This window comes from Micromonospora sp. NPDC005367 (assembly GCF_040606825.1).
Classification (GTDB): Bacteria; Actinomycetota; Actinomycetes; order Mycobacteriales; family Micromonosporaceae; genus Micromonospora.
Genome location: NZ_JBEXFP010000001.1, coordinates 269,260 through 286,187, shown reverse-complemented (window position 1 = coordinate 286,187; position 16,928 = coordinate 269,260). Strand labels below are relative to the sequence as shown.

The 16,928-nt window shown below is 72.5% G+C and carries 14 protein-coding genes; 9 read left to right on the top strand and 5 right to left on the bottom strand.

Annotation, left to right across the window (positions count from 1 at the left end; translation table 11 throughout):
• Nucleotides 1–23: 23 nt before the first annotated feature.
• The 5 genes from ABZS42_RS01255 to ABZS42_RS01235 all read left to right on the top strand — a co-directional run bounded on the left by ABZS42_RS01255 (nt 24) and on the right by ABZS42_RS01235 (nt 4,250).
• Nucleotides 24–938: an ABC transporter ATP-binding protein gene (locus ABZS42_RS01255; RefSeq protein ID WP_355141257.1), complete on the top strand. Its 915-nt coding sequence runs from the start codon at nt 24–26 to the stop codon at nt 936–938.
• Nucleotides 931–1,812, top strand: a complete 882-nt coding sequence (locus ABZS42_RS01250; protein WP_355141255.1) for an ABC transporter permease — start codon at nt 931–933, stop codon at nt 1,810–1,812. Before ABZS42_RS01255 ends, ABZS42_RS01250 begins: the two co-directional genes overlap by 8 nt.
• Nucleotides 1,809–2,762 (top strand): ABC transporter ATP-binding protein, encoded by a 954-nt coding sequence (locus tag ABZS42_RS01245; protein WP_355141253.1) that lies wholly within the window; start codon nt 1,809–1,811, stop codon nt 2,760–2,762. Before ABZS42_RS01250 ends, ABZS42_RS01245 begins: the two co-directional genes overlap by 4 nt.
• Nucleotide 2,763: 1 nt before the next feature.
• Entirely contained in the window at nt 2,764–3,474 is a 711-nt protein-coding gene (locus tag ABZS42_RS01240) for an ABC transporter permease (RefSeq protein ID WP_355141251.1), read from the top strand.
• Between the two features lie 128 nt (nt 3,475–3,602).
• Nucleotides 3,603–4,250: a hypothetical protein gene (locus tag ABZS42_RS01235; RefSeq protein WP_355141249.1), complete on the top strand. Its 648-nt coding sequence runs from the start codon at nt 3,603–3,605 to the stop codon at nt 4,248–4,250.
• 94 nt (nt 4,251–4,344) lie between these two features.
• On the opposite strand, the gene valS is transcribed toward ABZS42_RS01235, so the two are convergent.
• A complete protein-coding gene (gene valS, locus ABZS42_RS01230) occupies nt 4,345–6,909 on the bottom strand; it encodes a valine--tRNA ligase (RefSeq protein WP_355141247.1) in 2,565 nt (854 codons plus the stop codon).
• Between the two features lie 65 nt (nt 6,910–6,974).
• Here valS and ABZS42_RS01225 point away from each other — a divergent pair, with 65 nt between their 5' ends.
• A complete protein-coding gene (locus ABZS42_RS01225; protein WP_355141245.1) occupies nt 6,975–7,628 on the top strand; it encodes a nitroreductase family protein in 654 nt (217 codons plus the stop codon).
• 10 nt (nt 7,629–7,638) lie between these two features.
• Here the strand turns inward: ABZS42_RS01225 and ABZS42_RS01220 are convergent, their stop codons facing one another.
• The 4 genes from ABZS42_RS01220 to ABZS42_RS01205 all read right to left on the bottom strand — a co-directional run bounded on the left by ABZS42_RS01220 (nt 7,639) and on the right by ABZS42_RS01205 (nt 13,607).
• Nucleotides 7,639–9,471 (bottom strand): ABC transporter ATP-binding protein, encoded by a 1,833-nt coding sequence (locus ABZS42_RS01220; protein WP_355141371.1) that lies wholly within the window; start codon nt 9,469–9,471, stop codon nt 7,639–7,641.
• A 161-nt stretch (nt 9,472–9,632) separates the two neighbouring features.
• Nucleotides 9,633–11,537 (bottom strand): ABC transporter ATP-binding protein, encoded by a 1,905-nt coding sequence (locus ABZS42_RS01215; RefSeq protein WP_355141243.1) that lies wholly within the window; start codon nt 11,535–11,537, stop codon nt 9,633–9,635.
• Nucleotides 11,538–11,574: 37 nt separating this feature from the next.
• Nucleotides 11,575–12,087, bottom strand: a complete 513-nt coding sequence (locus tag ABZS42_RS01210; RefSeq protein ID WP_355141241.1) for a methylated-DNA--[protein]-cysteine S-methyltransferase — start codon at nt 12,085–12,087, stop codon at nt 11,575–11,577.
• Nucleotides 12,084–13,607 (bottom strand): AlkA N-terminal domain-containing protein, encoded by a 1,524-nt coding sequence (locus ABZS42_RS01205; protein ID WP_355141239.1) that lies wholly within the window; start codon nt 13,605–13,607, stop codon nt 12,084–12,086. The genes ABZS42_RS01210 and ABZS42_RS01205 overlap by 4 nt, the downstream gene beginning before the upstream one ends.
• 253 nt (nt 13,608–13,860) lie before the next feature.
• On the opposite strand from ABZS42_RS01205, the gene ABZS42_RS01200 reads away from it, so the two are divergent.
• The 3 genes from ABZS42_RS01200 to ychF all read left to right on the top strand — a co-directional run bounded on the left by ABZS42_RS01200 (nt 13,861) and on the right by ychF (nt 16,464).
• Nucleotides 13,861–14,373, top strand: a complete 513-nt coding sequence (locus tag ABZS42_RS01200; protein ID WP_355141237.1) for a hypothetical protein — start codon at nt 13,861–13,863, stop codon at nt 14,371–14,373.
• Between the two features lie 143 nt (nt 14,374–14,516).
• Nucleotides 14,517–15,254, top strand: coding sequence for a peptidase E (locus ABZS42_RS01195; protein ID WP_355141235.1), 738 nt, complete (start codon nt 14,517–14,519; stop codon nt 15,252–15,254).
• 124 nt (nt 15,255–15,378) lie between these two features.
• Nucleotides 15,379–16,464 (top strand): redox-regulated ATPase YchF, encoded by a 1,086-nt coding sequence (gene ychF, locus ABZS42_RS01190; protein ID WP_355141233.1) that lies wholly within the window; start codon nt 15,379–15,381, stop codon nt 16,462–16,464.
• The last annotated feature ends 464 nt before the right edge of the window (nt 16,465–16,928 follow it).

The following is a 16,928-nucleotide window of genomic DNA, read 5'->3' as shown; positions in this document are numbered from 1 at the left end:
GTGTCCTGCCTACGCTGGTCGGCGTGACACTGATCGCGACGGAGTCGCTGACCAAGACCTACGGGGGTGGGGTCACGGCACTGGCCGACCTCACCGTCGCGGTCGAGCCGGGGATCATCGGGTTGGTCGGCGCCAACGGCGCCGGCAAGTCGACCCTGATCAAGATCCTGCTCGGCCTGCTCACCCCGACCAGCGGCCGGGTCCGGGTGCTCGACCTGGACCCGACCACCGACTCGGCGGCCGTCCGTGCCCGGGTCGGATACATGCCGGAACACGACGCCCTCCCGCCGGACCTCACCGCCGCCGAACTGGTCACCCATCTCGGACGGATCAGTGGCCTGCCGCGTACGGTCGCCCGGGAGCGGGCCTCCGAGGCGCTGCGGCACGTCGGGCTCTACGAGGAGCGCTACCGGCCGGTCGGTGGTTACTCCACCGGCATGAAGCAACGGGTCAAGCTCGCACAGGCGCTGGTGCACGATCCCGACCTGCTGCTGCTCGACGAGCCGACCAACGGCCTCGACCCGGCGGGACGGGACGGGATGCTGGCCCTCGTGCACCGGATCGGCACGGAGTTCGGCATCTCCGTACTGGTCTGCTCCCACCTGCTGGGCGAGGTGGAACGGATCTGCGACACGCTGGTCGCCATCGACGGCGGACGGTTGCTGCGGGCAGACCACATCTCGGCGATGACGTCGAGCACCGACGTGCTCGCCGTGGAGGTCAGCGAGGGCACCGAAGACCTCGCCGCGCGGTTGACCGCGCTCCAGCTGCCGGTGACCCGGGACGGACGGCTGCTGCTCGTACCGCTCGCCGACGACGCCACCTACGATCTGATCCTCGGCGCGGTCGCCGAGCTGGACCTGCCGCTGCACCGGCTCGACCAGCGCCGGCACCGGGTGGCCGAGCTGTTCGCCACGAGGGAGCCCAGCCATGTCTGAGCCGACCGGCGTCATCCACGACATCGGCTACCAGCGCTACACCGGTCCGCGGCTGGGTCGCCGGCAAGTCTTCGGCGCGCTCTACCTGCACGGTCTGCGCACCGCGTTCGGCCTGGGACGCAGCGCCAAGGCCAAGATCTTCCCCTGGCTGGTGATCGGCATCGTCACCCTGGTCGCCGCCGGCGTCACCGCGGTGCGCAGCCAGATCGGCGAGGTGGTGATGACCTACGCCCAGTTCGCCGACAACATGAGCTGGCTGGTCATCTTCTTCGTCGCGGTGGTCGCCCCCGAGCTGGTCTCCCGCGATTTGCACAGCGGCGTGCTACCGCTCTACTTCTCCCGCCCGCTGCCCCGCGGGGACTACGCCCTGGCCAAGCTGGCCGCGCTGGGCAGCGCGCTCTGGCTGCTGCTCGGGGCACCGCAGCTGGTGATGTTCCTGGGTGCCGCGTTCACCACCAAGGACGGGATGAGCGGTGTCTGGGACGAGTTGCTCGACCTGCTGCCCGGCCTGCTCTACGCCGTGCTGTGGGCGGTGGTCTTCGCCTCGGTCGGGCTGCTCATCGCCTCGCTCACCGGCAAGCGAGCCTTCGCGGCCGGCGGCGTCGTGGCCGTGTTCCTGATGACCGCCCCGATCGTCGGCATCCTGTCGATCATGCCGTCCCGTACGGTCAACGAGTTGGCGATGCTCGGCTCGCCCACCGCCCTGGTCCATGCCGTCGGCCAATACACCCTTGGTGACCTGCTGATACCCGGCGGGCAGGCCGGAAATCAAATCGGCGGCTTCGGACCGGTCTACGTGGCCGCCGCCGTGCTGCTGGTGGCCGCCTGCGTCGCCCTCTTGTTCCTGCGATACCGGAAGGTGGCCGCCCGATGACCACGATCAGCGCGGAGCCGGCGGCCCCGGCCACCCCCACCTCCACCCTCAACCTGCACGGCGTCTCCCGGTGGTACGGCAACGTGGTCGCCGTCAACGACGTCTCCATGCGCCTCGGCCCGGGCGTCACCGGGCTGCTCGGTCCGAACGGCGCGGGCAAGACCACCCTGCTGCACATGATGGCCGGTTTCCTGGCCCCGTCCCGCGGCACGGTCGCGCTCGACGGGGAGCCGACCTGGCGTAACCCCGCCGTCTACCGCCGGCTCGGTCTGGTCAGCGAGCGGGAGGCGGTGCACACGTTCCTCACCGCGTACGAGTTCGTGCTGGCCAGCGCGAAGCTGCACCGGCTGCCCGACCCGAAGGAGGCGGCCCGCCGGGCCATCGCGCTGGTCGAGATGGAGGGCGCGCAGGAGCGGCGGATCGGCACGTACTCCAAGGGCATGCGGCAGCGGACGAGGGTGGCCGCGGCACTGGTCCACGACCCGCAGGTGCTGCTGCTCGACGAGCCGTTCAACGGAATGGACCCGCGCCAGCGGCTGCACATGATGGAGCTGCTGCACCGCCTCGGAGACGCCGGCCGGACCATCCTGTTCAGCTCGCACATCCTGGAAGAGGTCGAGCAGGTCTCCGGCACCGTCCAGGTGATGGTCGCCGGCCGCCTCGCCGCCTCCGGCGACTTCCGCACGATCCGCCGGTTGATGACCAACCGGCCGCACGTCTTCGCGGTGCACTCCACCGACGACCGGGCGTTGGCCGTCGCGCTGATGGCCGAGCCCTCCGTCACCGGGGTCGAGCTGGGCCGTACCGGCCTGACCGTGCGGGCCGGCGACTACGGCGCCTTCACCCGGGCGCTGCCCCGGATCGCCCTGGCGAAGAGCATCCGGGTCCGGCAGCTGGTGCCCGAGGACGAGTCCCTGGAGAGCGTCTTCTCCTACCTGGTGGAGGCCTGAGATGTCGACCGTTTCCTGGATCACCGCCCGGGGCCTCTTCGGCCGCCGCCGGTTCCTGATGCTCTTCCCACTGCCCGTCGTGCTGGTGTTGCTCGCCGTGCTCTCCCGCTCGCTCGGGGTGGACCCGGGCGAGTGGGGGCCGCCGGTGCTGGTCGGGCTCGGGTTGGCCGTGGTGCTGCCGGTCGTCGCGCTGATCGTCGGCACCGGCGTGCTCGGCGCGGAGATCGACGACGGCACCGTAGTGCACATCCTCACGAAGCCGCTTCCGCGCTGGCAGATCGTGCTGCCGAAGCTCGCGGTGGCGACCGGGGTCACCGCGGCCACCCTCGCCGTGCCGCTCTACGTCGCGGGCGTGCTGGCCCATTCGGTACGGCTCGGTCTGGCGCTCGCCGTGGCCGGGTGCCTCGGCGCGCTGGCGTACTCGGCACTGTTCCTGGCGCTGAGCCTGATCACCCGGCGTCCGGTGCTGCTCGGCCTGGTCTACGTACTGATCTGGGAGGGGCTGCTCGGCAACTTCGTGAGCGGCACGAAGGTCCTGTCGATCCAGCAGTACGTGATCGCCCTCGCCGACCGGCTGGCGCCGACCAGCCTGCTGGAGACCAGTGTGTCGGTGCCGGTGGCGGCGGTGATGACCGCGCTGGTGAGCATCGGCTTCACCGTCCTGGCGATCGATCGGCTGCGCTCGTTCAGCGTGGCGGGCGAAACCAGCTGACACCCAAGTTTCGGTGAACAGGGGTCCCTGTCGACGCTTCGCGTGCGGCAGGGACCCCTGCTCACCGGTCTTGCGAAGGTAGGGCTGGCCGGATGGACCGGGCCGGACCGGTCGGCGAGGCTGGACCGGTGAGCGCAGAAGTGCGACAGGTGATGGCGGGGCGGCCGGGCACGGAGACCGGGCGGCACTGGCTGGTGAGCCTCGCGGTCACCGGGTTGGCTGCGGCGGTGACCACCACGCTCGCCCGGAGCAGCGGGCACTTCAACTGGTGGGCGCTTTTCGTGCTGATCCCCGGCGCGCTCATCGCGGCGTGTGGCGGGCCGCTGCTGGCCCGGGGCGGTGGGCGGGCGTTCGCCGGTTACGTGGTCTGCTGTGCCGGTGTGCTGGTCTTCGCCACCGGCGCGCTGCTCATGTTCGGCGTCATGGGCCGGGGCTGGCCTGTCATGATCATGGTGCCGTGCCTGGCGGTCGCCGGTACCTACGTGTGGCGGCCGGCGCATCCACTGGCCCGGGGTCTGCACCGGGCCGTGGCGCTGCTCGCGCTGACCGGGGCCCTGCTCGGCGCGACCTTCCAGCTGCTCCGCGTCCACCTCGTGGACTTCGGTGACGCCGGCTGGTGGGGTGCGTTCCTGATGCTGGCCGGGGTGATCGTGCTCGGCAACGCGGCCGAGTTGACCCGGCACCGCATGCCGTACCGGCTTCAGGCGATCACCCTGCTGGTCGGCCCGGCCGCAGTCGCCTTCCTCCTGGGCCTCCGCTTCCTCCGCACCTGGTAATCCAACCCCACGGGCAAGGTGCCCCTTGCCCCCGGAAAGAGTGGCCTTCCGTGCGCGGACGCCACTCTTTCCGGGCAAGTGCAAGGAGGGGACTTCAGAAGGCGGAGGCGATCACCAGCTCCGTCGCACGGTCGGGAAGAAGGTCCAGCTTGGCGATCCGGCCCGCCGCCCGTAGGTCGTCGGAGACCAGGGTGAGTTTCTGCAGCAGGGCGGCCGGACCGAGCGCCTCGGCGAGCGGCACCTCGGCCCGCATCGAGAGCTTCCGCTCCGACTTGGCCCGGCGCACCTGGCTGAGCGCATCCCCGGCGATCCGGAGCAGCTCCGGATCCGCCTCGCCCTCGATCGCCCGGCCCACCTCGTACGTCGTCGGCCACGGCGCGCGGTGCACCGAGCCGTACCGCCACCACGACCAGACCTCCTCGGTGACGAACGGCAACACCGGGGCGAAGAGCCGCAACTGCACCGAGAGTGCGGTGGCCAGTGCCGCCCGGGCCGAGTCGCCCCCCGGCCCGGAGCCGTAGGCGCGCTCCTTGACCAGTTCGATGTAGTCGTCGCAGAAGCGCCAGAAGAACGACTCGGTCGTCAGCAGCGCGGCGGTGTGGTCGTACGCCTCGAGGGCGGTCGTCGCGGCGGTGACCACTCCGGAGAGCTCGGCGAGCATGGCGCGGTCCAGCGGCTCGGTGGCGGCGGCGCGCAGCGCGTCGCCGGCACCCAGTCCGAGGGCGAACTTCGACGCGTTGAGCACCTTGGTCGCCAGCCGGCGGCCGATCTTGATCTGGGCCGGGTCGAACGCCAGGTCCATGCCGGGCTTACCGCTGGCCGCCCAGTACCGCACCGCGTCGGATCCGCTCTGCTCCAGCAACGCCATCGGGGTCACCACGTTCCCCTTGGACTTGGACATCTTCTTCCGGTCCGGGTCGAGGATCCAGCCGGACAGTTCCGCGTCCCGCCACGGGAGCACACCGTGCTCCAGATGCGAACGGACGATGGTGGAGAAGAGCCAGGTGCGGATGATGTCGTGCCCCTGCGGTCGCAGGTCCATCGGGAAGACCCGGTCGAACAGGTCCGGGTCGGTCTCCCAGCCGCCGATGATCTGTGGGCTGAGGGACGAGGTGGCCCAGGTGTCCAGCACGTCCGGGTCACCGACGAAACCGCCGGGCCGGCCGCGCTGGGACTCGTCGTATCCGGCCGGCGCGTCGGTCGAAGGGTCAACCGGCAGCGCGGACTCGTCCGGCGTGAGAGGCTGGGACCGGTCCGGCTCGCCAGCGTCGTCGAGCCGGTACCACACCGGCACCGGCACGCCGAAGAAGCGCTGCCGGCTGACCAGCCAGTCGCCGGTCAGCCCGCCCACCCAGTGTTCGTAGCGGTGCCGCATGTGCTCCGGCACCCAGCGCAGCTCCCGGCCGCGGGCGAGCAGCTCCTCGCGCAGCTGCAGGTCGCGTCCGCCGTTGCGCAGGTACCACTGCCGCGTGGAGACGATCTCCAGTGGCCGATCACCCCGCTCGTAGAACTTCACCGGATGGGTGATGGGGCGTGGCTCGCCGACCAGGTCACCCGCGTCGGCCAGCATCCCGACGATTTCACGGCGGGCGCCGTTGACGGTCTGCCCGGCCAGCGCCGCGTACGGCTGTGCCGGCACGCCGGCCGGCGGTTCCGGCAGCAGCCGGCCGTCCCGCCCGATCACCACGCGGGTGTCGAGTTGCAGCTCACGCCACCAGGTCACGTCGGTGAGGTCGCCGAACGTGCAGACCATCACCATGCCGGTGCCCTTGGCCGGGTCGGCGAGCGGGTGCGCGTGCACCGGCACCTCGACCCCGAACAGCGGGCTGCGCACGGTGGCGCCCACCAGCTCGGCGTACCGCTCGTCGTCCGGGTGGCAGACCAGGGCCACGCAGGCCGGCAGCAACTCCGGCCGGGTCGTGTCGATCAGCACCTCGCGCCCGCCCGGGCCGGTGAACCGCAGCCGGTGGTAGGCGCCGGGGCGCTCCCGGTCCTCCAGCTCGGCCTGGGCCACGGCGGTGGCGAAGCCGACGTCCCAGAGCGTCGGCGCCTCCGCCTGGTACGCCTCACCGCGGGCCAGGTTGCGCAGGAACGCCCGCTGGCTGGTGGCCCGCGCCATCCGACCGATCGTGGTGTACGTGAACGACCAGTCCACCGACAGCCCGAGCCGCCGCCACAGCCGCTCGAAGACCTGCTCGTCGGCGACGGTGAGCCGTTCGCAGAGTTCGATGAAGTTGCGCCGCGAGATCGGGGTCGGGTTCTTCCGGGCCTCGTCCGTCACCGGGGTGGCCGGTGGACGCCAGGCCGGGTCGTACGGCAGCTCGGGATCGCACCACACGCCGTAGACGTTCTGCGCCCGGCGTTCGGTGGGCAGGCCGTTGTCGTCCCAGCCCATCGGGTAGAACACGGCCTTGCCGCGCATCCGCTGGAACCGGGCGATCGTGTCCGTGTGCGTGTACGAGAAGACGTGCCCCATGTGCAGCTCGCCCGATACGGTGGGGGGTGGTGTGTCGATGGAGTAAACGTCCGCCCGCTGCTTCGCCCGGTCGAACGCGTACGTGCCATCCTCCTGCCAGCGGCGCGCCCATGCCTCCTCGATGCCGTCCAGGGTCGGACGCTCGGGGACGCCGGTGCGCGCCGTACTCGCCGTATCAGTCATCCTGCGATCGTAGGCAGCCGCCAACGGCCGGACCACGCGGTTGACGGCGTGACACGATGCAATTCGTGCCGACGCATCCGCTGAGCCCCGACGAGCTGCTCACCACCACCCGTACGGTCCGTCGCCGGCTGGACCTGACCCGCCCGGTGCCCATGGAGCTGGTTCGTGAGTGCCTGGAGATCGCGTTGCAGGCGCCCAGCGGCTCCAACCGGCAGGGGTGGCACTTCGTGCTGGTGACCGATCCGATGCTGCGGGCCGAGATCGGTCTGCTCTACCAGCGGGCGGTGCGCGCCTACCTCGACTCGGAGTCCTCGGCGGGCCGCCTCTTCGCGGACGACCCGGCGCGGGCGGCGGTGCAGAGCCGGGTGGCCGAGAGCGTGGCCTGGCTCGGCGACCGCATGGGGCAGGTGCCGGTGTTGCTGGTGCCGTGCCTGCGGTTGTCCGGCGGCGGTGAGCTCGCCGCCGGCAATCAGGCCGGGCTGTGGGGATCGTTGCTGCCGGCGGTGTGGAGCTACATGCTCGCCGCGCGGGCGCGTGGCCTCGGCACCGCCTGGACCACCCTGCATCTGGTGTACGAGGCGGAGGTGGCCGAACTGCTCGGCCTTCCCGAGGAGGTACGCCAGGCGGCGTTGGTCCCGACCGCCTGGTACACCGGTGGGGACTTCCGCCCGGCGATCCGGCAGCCGCTGGACGAGGTACTGCACGTCGACCGCTGGTGAACCCTCCCGGTCAGCGGAGGGAGTCCTGCCACTGCCGGCGCAGGGCGGCGTACCGGCCGCCCGCTTCGGCGAGCTGATCGGGCGGGCCGTCCTCGACGATCCGTCCCCCGTCGAGCACGAGCACCCGGTCGGCGATCTCCACGGTGGAGAGCCGGTGCGCGATGACCAGCGCCGTCCGGTCCCGCAGGATCGTGCCGAGCGCCCGCTGTACGAGCCGCTCCGTCGGCACGTCCAGCGACGAGGTCGCCTCGTCGAGCAGCAGTACGGCCGGATCGGCCAGGAAGGCCCGGGCGAACGCGACCAGCTGCCGCTGCCCGGCGGAGAGCCGCCCGCCGCGCCGGTGCACCTGGGTGGCGTACCCGTCGGGAAGGGCGGCGATGAAGTCGTGCGCGCCGACCGCCCGCGCGGCCGCCCGCACGGCGGCGTCGTCGGCGTCCGGGCGGCCGAACCTGATGTTCTCCTCCACGGTGCCGGTGAACAGGTGGTTCTCCTGGGTCACCAGGACCACGGCCCGGCGCAGGTCGGCGTCGGCCACGTCGCGGAGGTCGACGCCGGCCAGGCTTACCGTGCCGGCGACCGGGTCGTAGAACCGGGCGACCAGCTTGGCGATCGTCGACTTGCCGGCGCCGGTCGGTCCGATCAGGGCGACGGTCTGCCCGGCGGGCACGGTCAGCTCCAGGTCGGTGAGGATGGCCGCGCCGGCACGGTAGCCGAAGGAGACGGTACGGAACCTCAGCTCGCCGTGGCCGGGGCCGTGCGGCAGCGGCACCGGCGTGGCCGGCTCGGCGACGGTCGGCCGCTCGTCGAGCACGCCGGCGAGCTTCTCCAACGCCGCCGTGGCGGACTGCAACGAGTTGTAGAACTGGCTGAGTTCCTGCATCGGCTCGAAGAATCGCCGGAGATACAGCAGGAACGCGGCGAGCACCCCGATCTCGGTCCGCCCGCCGAGCACCCGCCAGCCGCCGTAGCAGAGCACCGCCGCCACCGTCACGTTGCCGATCACCTTGATGCCCGGTGAGTACGTGGCGATCAGCCGGAAGGTGCGCAGGCTCGACCGGCGGTACTCGTCGCTGAGCGCGGCGAAGATGCGCTGGTTGCGCGGCTCGCGCCGGTACGCCTGGACGGCCCGGATGCCGTGCATCGACTCGATGAAGTGGACGATGACGAGGGCCACCGCCTCGCGGGTCCGCCGATACGCCCCGGCCGAGGCCCGCGCGAACCAGCGGGACAGCCAGAACAGGAACGGGAAGGCGAGCAGCGTCACGGCGGCCAGCGGAAGGTCGAGCCAGAGCAGGACGGCGGCGACGGAGACGATGGAGAGCACGGCGAGCACGAGGCTGTCGATGCCGCCGTCGGCCAGTTCGGCGATCGAGTCCAGGTCGCTGGTGAGCCGGGAGACCATCCGGCCGGACGTGTACCGCTCGTGGAAGGCCACCGACAGGCGCAGGAAGTGCCCGTACACCCGTTGGCGGAGGTCGAGCAGGACGGCCTGGCCGATCCGCGCCGAGAGGGTGAGGAAGCCGCGGCGGGCCGCGTACTCGGTCAGCGCCGCCGCCCCGAACGCACCGGCCACGGCGACCAGCGGCCGGGCGTCGCCCGCCCGCAGGGGCGCGATGCCCCGGTCGATACCGAGCATGACGAGGTACGGCCCGGCCATCGCGGCGCCGTTCTGGGCGAGCAGCAGCGCCACCGCCGCGGCGAGGCGACCCCGGTGCGGGCGTAGCAGATCCGCCAGGAGCACGCGACTTCGCACGCGGAGCCGGGCGAGCGCCTGCGGCGTGTTCTCCTCGGCGCGGCTGCGGTCGGCGTCCGGATCGGTGGCCTGCCCGCGCCACCGGGACAGTCCGGTGTCGCCGCTGCCGGGCGGCGCCGCCCCCGCCGCCTCGGCTGGTGCGTCGGCGCGGGGCGGTGGGGAGTCCCGCGCCGCGGGTGGCAGGCCCGCCGGCGCGGGCGGCCGGCGGGCCCGCAGCCGCCACCGGCCGCCCCGGCCGGCCACCTTGATCGTCACGACCGCACCAACCCGCTCCCGTCCGGCGTACCACCGGAAAGTGGCGCGGTCTTCCCGGGCGGTGCGTCCGCGGTCGGCGGTCTCCCGGCGTCCGCCGCCGTTGCGGCGGGCTGCGCGGTGTCCGGGGGATCGGCGGAGAGCAGGGCGCGGTACGCCGGGACGGTGGCGAGCAGTTCGGAGTGCCGGCCGACCGCGGTGACGCGGCCGTCCTCGATGAGCGCCACCCGGTCGGCCAGCGCGATGGTCGACGGCCGGTGTACGACGAGCAGCGCGGTGCAGTCGCGCAGCACCCGTTTCAGGGCCGCCTCCACCAGCGCCTCGGTCTGCACGTCGAGTGCCGAGAGCGGGTCGTCGAGCACCAGCAGTGCGGGGCGGCCCAGCACCGCGCGGGCCAGCGCCAGTCGCTGCCGCTGCCCGCCGGAGAGGGAGAGCCCCTGCTCGCCGACCCGGGTGCCGAGCCCCCACGGCAGGTCGTCGGCGAAGTCGGCCTGGGCGAGCGCGAGCGCGGCCCGGATCTCCTCCTCACCGGCGTCCGGGCGGCCCAGGGCGAGGTTCTCCCGGACCGACATGGAGAAGAGGATGGGCTCCTCGAACGCCACCCCGACGAGCCGGCGCAGCGAGTCGAGCCGCAACTCCCGCAGGTCGTGCCCGTCCAGGGTGATCCGGCCGCCGGTCACGTCGTGCAGCCGCGGCACCAGCGAGAGCAGCGTGCTCTTGCCGCAGCCGGTCGCGCCGACCAGGGCGAGCGTCTCGCCCGGCTCGACGGTCAGGTCGACGTCCCGCAGCAGCGGCGCCGACGCGCCCGGGTAGGCGAACGACACGTGCTCGAAGCTCAGCCGACCGCGTACGGCCGAGCGGGGCAGCGCGATGGCGCCGGGCGAGTCGACGATCCGTGGGGGAGTGTCGAGCACCTCCTGGACCCGGTCCGCGGCGGTCGCCGCCTCCTGACCGTTCGCGATGATCCAGCCCAGTGACTGCACCGGCCAGATGAGCATGAGCTGGAGGCTCACGAACGCGACCAGCTCCCCGATCGTCAGTACGCCCCGGGCGGCGGCGGCCGCTCCGGCGGCCAGCACCACGCCCAGGGTCAGGTTCGGCACCAGGTCGAGCAGGGCCGAGGTGCGGGCCAGCAGCCGACCCTTGCCGACCCCGGTGTCGTGCAGGGTGCGGGCGGCGGCACCGAAGCGGGCGGCCAGTTGCGGCCCCCGCCCGTACGCCCGCATGGTGCGCAGACCCTGCGCGGTCTCCTCGACCAAGGTGGCCACGTCGCCCTGCTGGTCCTGCATCCGCCGGGACGCGGCATGGTACTGCCGGGCGAACCGGCGGGTGATCAGGAACAGCGGCACCGCGCTGGCGGCCACCAGCAGTCCCAACGCCGGGTGCAGGCGGATGAGGAGCACCACCACGACCGCGTAGGTCAACACGTTGAGCACGAGGAACAGCAGGCCGAAGGAGAGGAACCGCCGGATCGCCGACAGGTCGCTGGTGATCCGGGAGAGCAACTGGCCGGACTGCCAGCGGTCGTGGAAGCTCGCCGGCAGCCGTTGCAGGTGGGCGTAGAGGTCCGCCCGCAGCGCCGCCTCCATGCCGACGGCGGAGGAGGACTGCACCCAGCGGCGGATGAAGATGAGCACCGCCTCGGCCAGCCCCAGCAGCAGCGCCAGAGCGCTGAGCTGGAGCAGACCGGCCGGGTCCCGCCGGGCCACCGGCCCGTCCACGACCCGTTGCACCACGAGCGGTACGGCGATGCCCGCCCCGGTGGCGGCCAACGCCGCGGGCAGCACCCAGGCGAACTCGGTCGCGTACGGGCGCAGGTAGCGGCGCAGCCGCCAGAGGTTGTGCACCGGGTGGGGGCCCGCGGCGACCCGGGCGGGCGGGTCGCCGTTGCGCTCCGCAGGCACTACCCGACGTTAGCGTCAACTGCGCTCCGCGCCGGTGTCAGCTTGCCGTCAACCGCCGCTCATGGCCGAGAAGCCACTTCTTCACGTCGAGCCCCCAGCGGTAGCCGCCGAGCGTCCCGTCGGTACGCAGCACCCGGTGGCAGGGCACGAAGAGCGCGGCCGCGTTGCGGGCGCAGGCCGCCGCGGCGGCGCGTACGGCCAGCGGCCGTCCGGCGAGCCCGGCGAATCCGGTGTACGTGACCGGCTCACCCGGCTTCACGTCGCGCAGCACCTGCCAGGCGTGCGTCAGGAACTCGCCGCCGGTGCGCTGTTCGACGGGTACCGCGTCGATCGCGGTCAGGTCACCGTCGAGATAGGAACGAACGGCGGTGGTCACCGGACCGAGGTCGGCGCGGTGCCGCAGCGGCGCTCTTAGCGCCGGGTGGACGAGTGGCAGCAGGGCCTCGGGGTCGTCGGTGAAGCCGGCCGCCCGAACCGCCCCGTCCGGGCCGGCCAGGACGCTGAGCGGACCGGCCGGGGTGGCCAGCACGACGGTGTCTACAGTGGTCAAATCGTTCTCCAGAGTCTGATCACCGCGTAGGACCGCCAGGGTCGCCAGCGGTCCGCGTACGCGGCGAGGGTTTTCGGGTCGTCGGGCAGGCCCCGCGCGGCCGCGCCGCGCCGAACGGCCAGGTCGGTGGGGAGCAGGACGTCCGGGTCGCCGAGCGCGCGCATCGCGACGTATCCGGCGGTCCAGGGGCCGACCCCGGGGAGCGCCATCAACCGGCGGACGGTCTCCTCCCGGTCCCCGCCGGGCGCGAGTTCGAGCTCGCCCTCGGCCACCGCCCGGGCCAGCCCCCGGATCGTCTCCCGCCGCCCCGCCGGCATCCGGAACGCCGGGTCCGGCAACCCCGCCACCGCTTCCGCCCTCGGGAATCCCCGCAACCCGCACCCGGCCGGGCGGAACCCGGGTCGATCATGAGGTTGTCGTCCCGACACGCCGCCGTCCGAGGCGACAACCTCATGATCGACGGAAGTCGGCGGCGGGGCCTCGGCAGCGGCGTGGGCCAGGAGGCGGGTCAGGGTCGTACGGGCGGCGGACACCGAGACCTGCTGACCGACGATCGCGCGCATCGCCATCTCGAAGCCGTCCACCGAGCGGGGCAGCCGGATGCCCGGCTCGGCCGCGACGGCGGCGGCGAGCGCCGGATCCGCGCCGAGCGTGCCGTCCACGGCCTCCGGGTCCGCGTCCAGGTCGAGCAGGCGGCGACAGCGGGCCACCGCCGGCGACAGGTCACGCATGTCGGTCAGGCGTAGCACCGCCGACACGTAACCGTCTGCCGGCGTCAGCGCCACCTCGCCCGAGCCGTGCGGCAACCGCAGCCCGCGGTGGTACGTCCCGTCCCGGACCTCCTCGACCCCCGGCAGCGCACGCAGCGCGAGGAAGTCCAGCAACGCGGTGGCGTGCAGCGGCGGGCGGTACGCGAGCCGGAGCGTGATCGTTCCCGCGCCGCCCGCGACGAGCCGCTGGCCGCAGGCCCGGCGCAGCTCCGTCGGTGCCACGCCGTAGACCTCCCGGACGGTGTCGTTGAACTGCCGTACGCTGCCGAACCCCGCCGCGAACGCGACCTCGGCCATGCCGAGCCCGGCCGTCTCGATCAGGATCCGGGCGGTCTGCGCCCGCTGTGCCCGGGCCAGCGCGAGCGGTCCCGCCCCGACCTCGGCGTGCAGCATCCGGTGCAGGTGCCGTTCGGTGTAGCCGAGCCGCGTGGCCAGCCCCGGCACCCCCTCCCGGTCGACCACCCCGTCCGCGATCAGCCGCATGGCCCGGCCGACCACGTCGGCGCGTACGTCCCACTGGGGTGAGCCGGGCGCGGCGTCGGGCCGGCAGCGGCGGCAGGCGCGCAGTCCCGCACCCTGCGCCGCCGCCGCGGACGGGAAGAACCGGACGTTCTGCCGCTTCGGTGTGGTGGCCGGGCAGGACGGCCGGCAGTAGATCCCGGTCGACGTCACGCCGGTGTAGAACCAGCCGTCGAATCGCTGGTCACGGCTGTCGACCGCCCGGTAGCACCGCTCGAAGTCCAACTCCACGCCACCGATGATGCCCCCACCGGCGGGGCGTCGGCTGGCGGGAATCGGACCTGACCGTACCGCCCGTCAGCCACTGCGACGTCCGGGCCACGACGCCGACGCCCGCCCCGGCGCCGCGAGCGACCCAGAACGGTTCGGGTTCGCGCTCGGCGTCGGCGACGTCCGGGTCCGTCTGGGTGGTTCCGCCCGCGCCGTCGAAAGTGTCGGTAGTGGGCGGTACCGTCCGGCCACCAACTCAAGAAGGGGTACGGCGATGGCGAGCGTGGCGGGTCCGGAAACGACGCGGAGCGACCACCCTCCGCTGGACCGGGCCGTGCTGCAGGGCTTCTACCGCCGGATGCGTGCCGTGGCGCCGGCTGCCGTCGGCGCGATCGAGCGGGACCGCGCCGACGACCCCACCCGCTCCTTCGCCGACACCGCCTGCGGCCGGCTGGCTCGCTCCCTCGATCACGACGGGCTGCGGGCGCTCGGCATGTGGGCGCACCACTGGTGCATGCGGTTCTACGACGACGACACCCGGCCCGGCCTGCGCCTCGTCCGGGAGATCGCCGAGCGCTTCGGGCTGGGCTGGACGGCTGACGAGGTGCGCTGGATGCTCCGCGAGTCGCGAGTGGCCGGCCCGTCGGCCGAGGCCCGGTTCACCCTTCCGCTCGCCGCGCTTCGCGAGCTGGCACCCGGGCAGCTCTCGGCCGCCGAGCTGGCCCTGGCCGGTTGTCCCGTCGGCGAGCCGTCGGCGATCGTGCCCCGCCAACTGCGCCGCCGCTGATCGGCGGGGGCGACGCCCAACTGCCGAGCGCGGCGGCGGTCGGCGGGCAGGGCGCCTCCGCCCGTGTCCACTGGGTCGTCGCCCCGGTCACGGCTGGGGCAGGATGGTCGGCGGGGCCGCCGCCCTCGACGGAAAGGACCACCGTGCCTGCCAGCGAACCGACCATCCTCGCCACCAGCATGGGTTTCTTCAGCCGCCGCCGCGGGCCGTACGACCTGCGGCCCGGGCCGATCTTCGAGCTCGCCGCCGAGTTGGCGCAGGCCGGCCCGGAGCCGCGCATCTGCTACCTGGGGCAGGCGGTCGGCGACCAGCCCACCACGTTCACCGCGCTCTACGGCGCCTTCGCGGGCACCCGGTTCCGCATGTCGCACCTGGCGCTCTTCCCGATGCCGAACGTCGACGACATCCGCGCCCACCTGCTCGCCCAGGACGTCATCTGGGTAGGCGGCGGCAGCGTGGCGAACCTGCTCGCGGTCTGGCGGGTGCACGGCCTCGACGAGATCCTGCACGAGTGCTGGCAGGCCGGGGTGGTGCTGGGCGGGGTGTCCGCCGGCTCGATCTGCTGGCACAGGGGCGGTGCCACCGACAGCTTCGGCCCGCAGTTGCGGGCGTACACCGACGGGCTCGGCTGGCTGCCGTACGGCAACGGTGTGCACTACGACAGCGAGGGGCAGCGCCGCCCGCTGATCCATCGGCTGGTCGGCGACGGCACGCTGCCCGTCTCGCACTGCACGGACGACGGCGTCGGCCTCGTCTACCGGCGCGACAAGCTGGTCGAGGCGGTCGCGGACCGGGAGGGCGTCTCGGCGTACGAGGTGAGCCGCGCCGCGGACGGCACCGTATCGGAGACTGTCATCACCCCGCGCCTGCTCGGGGCCTGACCGACCCCGGGCGTGGCAGTTCCGGTGTCCCTGCCCGCCGAAGACGCCTCGGTCTGACGACCCGCCGCGCGAACTCCGCACCGCGTTCCCGGGGGCGGAGGTCATCGGCGTAAGCTGGCTCGTCGTGAGTCTCACCATCGGCATCGTCGGCCTGCCCAACGTCGGCAAGAGCACCCTGTTCAATGCGCTGACCAAGAACGACGTGCTCGCGGCGAACTACCCGTTCGCCACGATCGAGCCCAACGTCGGCGTTGTCGGGTTGCCCGACGAGCGGCTGCACAAGCTCGCCGAGATCTTCAGCTCGCAGAAGGTGCTGCCCGCGCCGGTGTCGTTCGTCGACATCGCCGGCCTGGTGCGTGGCGCCTCGAAGGGGCAGGGCCGGGGCAACGCGTTCCTCGCGAACATCCGGGACGCTTCGGCGATCTGCCAGGTGGTCCGGGCCTTCTCCGACCCGAACGTGGTGCACGTCGACGGCAAGGTGTCCCCGGCCGACGACATCGAGACGATCAACACCGAGCTGATTCTGGCCGACATCCAGACGCTGGAGAAGGCGGTGCCGCGGCTGGAGAAGGAGGCCAAGCTCCGCAAGGACCGCGCCGCCGCGCTGACCGCCGCGAAGAAGGCCGTCGAGCTGCTGGACACCGGCGTCACCCTGTACGCGGGCGCCAAGGACGCGGGCGTCGAGCTTGAGCACCTGCGGGAGCTGCACCTGCTCACCACGAAGCCGTTCCTCTACGTCTTCAACGTCGACGAGGCCGAGCTCGGCAACGCCGAGTTCCTCGACGAGCTGCGTGCGCTCGTCGCCCCGGCGGAGGCGATCTTCATGGATGCCAAGATCGAGTCGGAGCTGGTGGACCTGCCGGAGGACGAGGCCCGCGAGCTGCTCGAGTCGATCGGGCAGAACGAGCCGGGCCTGGACCAGCTGGTCCGGGTCGGGTTCCGCACGCTCGGACTCCAGACGTACCTCACGGCCGGCCCCAAGGAGGCGCGGGCCTGGACCGTCCCGACCGGCGCGACCGCGCCGGAGGCCGCGGGCGTCATCCACTCCGACTTCCAGCGTGGCTTCATCAAGGCCGAGGTGGTCTCCTACGACGACCTGGTCGGGGCCGGGAGCATGGGCGCCGCCAAGGCGGCCGGCAAGGTCCGGATCGAGGGCAAGGAGTACGTCATGCAGGACGGCGACGTCGTGGAATTTCGCTTCAACGTCTGAATCCAGCCTGTTGGCGCAGGTCAGGAGTTTCTCGGCGATTGCCGGCAACGAGCGGTCGCAGCGGGCAATCGGCAAGCTTGGGGCAGTCCGCGAAGGCGTCTGGCGGAATCACCGGCTGCTGAGCACTCGCAGGTATCGGGACAGCGTCTGCTACAGCGTGACCGACTCGGAATGGCCTCAGGTGCGGGACCGCCTCACGTCCCTCGCTGAGTCCTCCTGCCGAAGCACTAACGCCGAGGCGGCCGGCTGTCGGCGATGTCGGGCTCCACTTGACGCCTTGCACATCAGTTCCACTTGACGAGTGACGAGGTCCCGCGCGATGGGCCTCCGCTGTCACACCGAGTCACTGCCAGCCGGACGCCACTGGCGGTCTGGTCCGACGGCGTCCCTCAGCGGCACGACCAGCGGCGCTTGTCACGATTCGGTGATGGCGGCCGGGGGTGATATGAAACGGGCGATGCTCG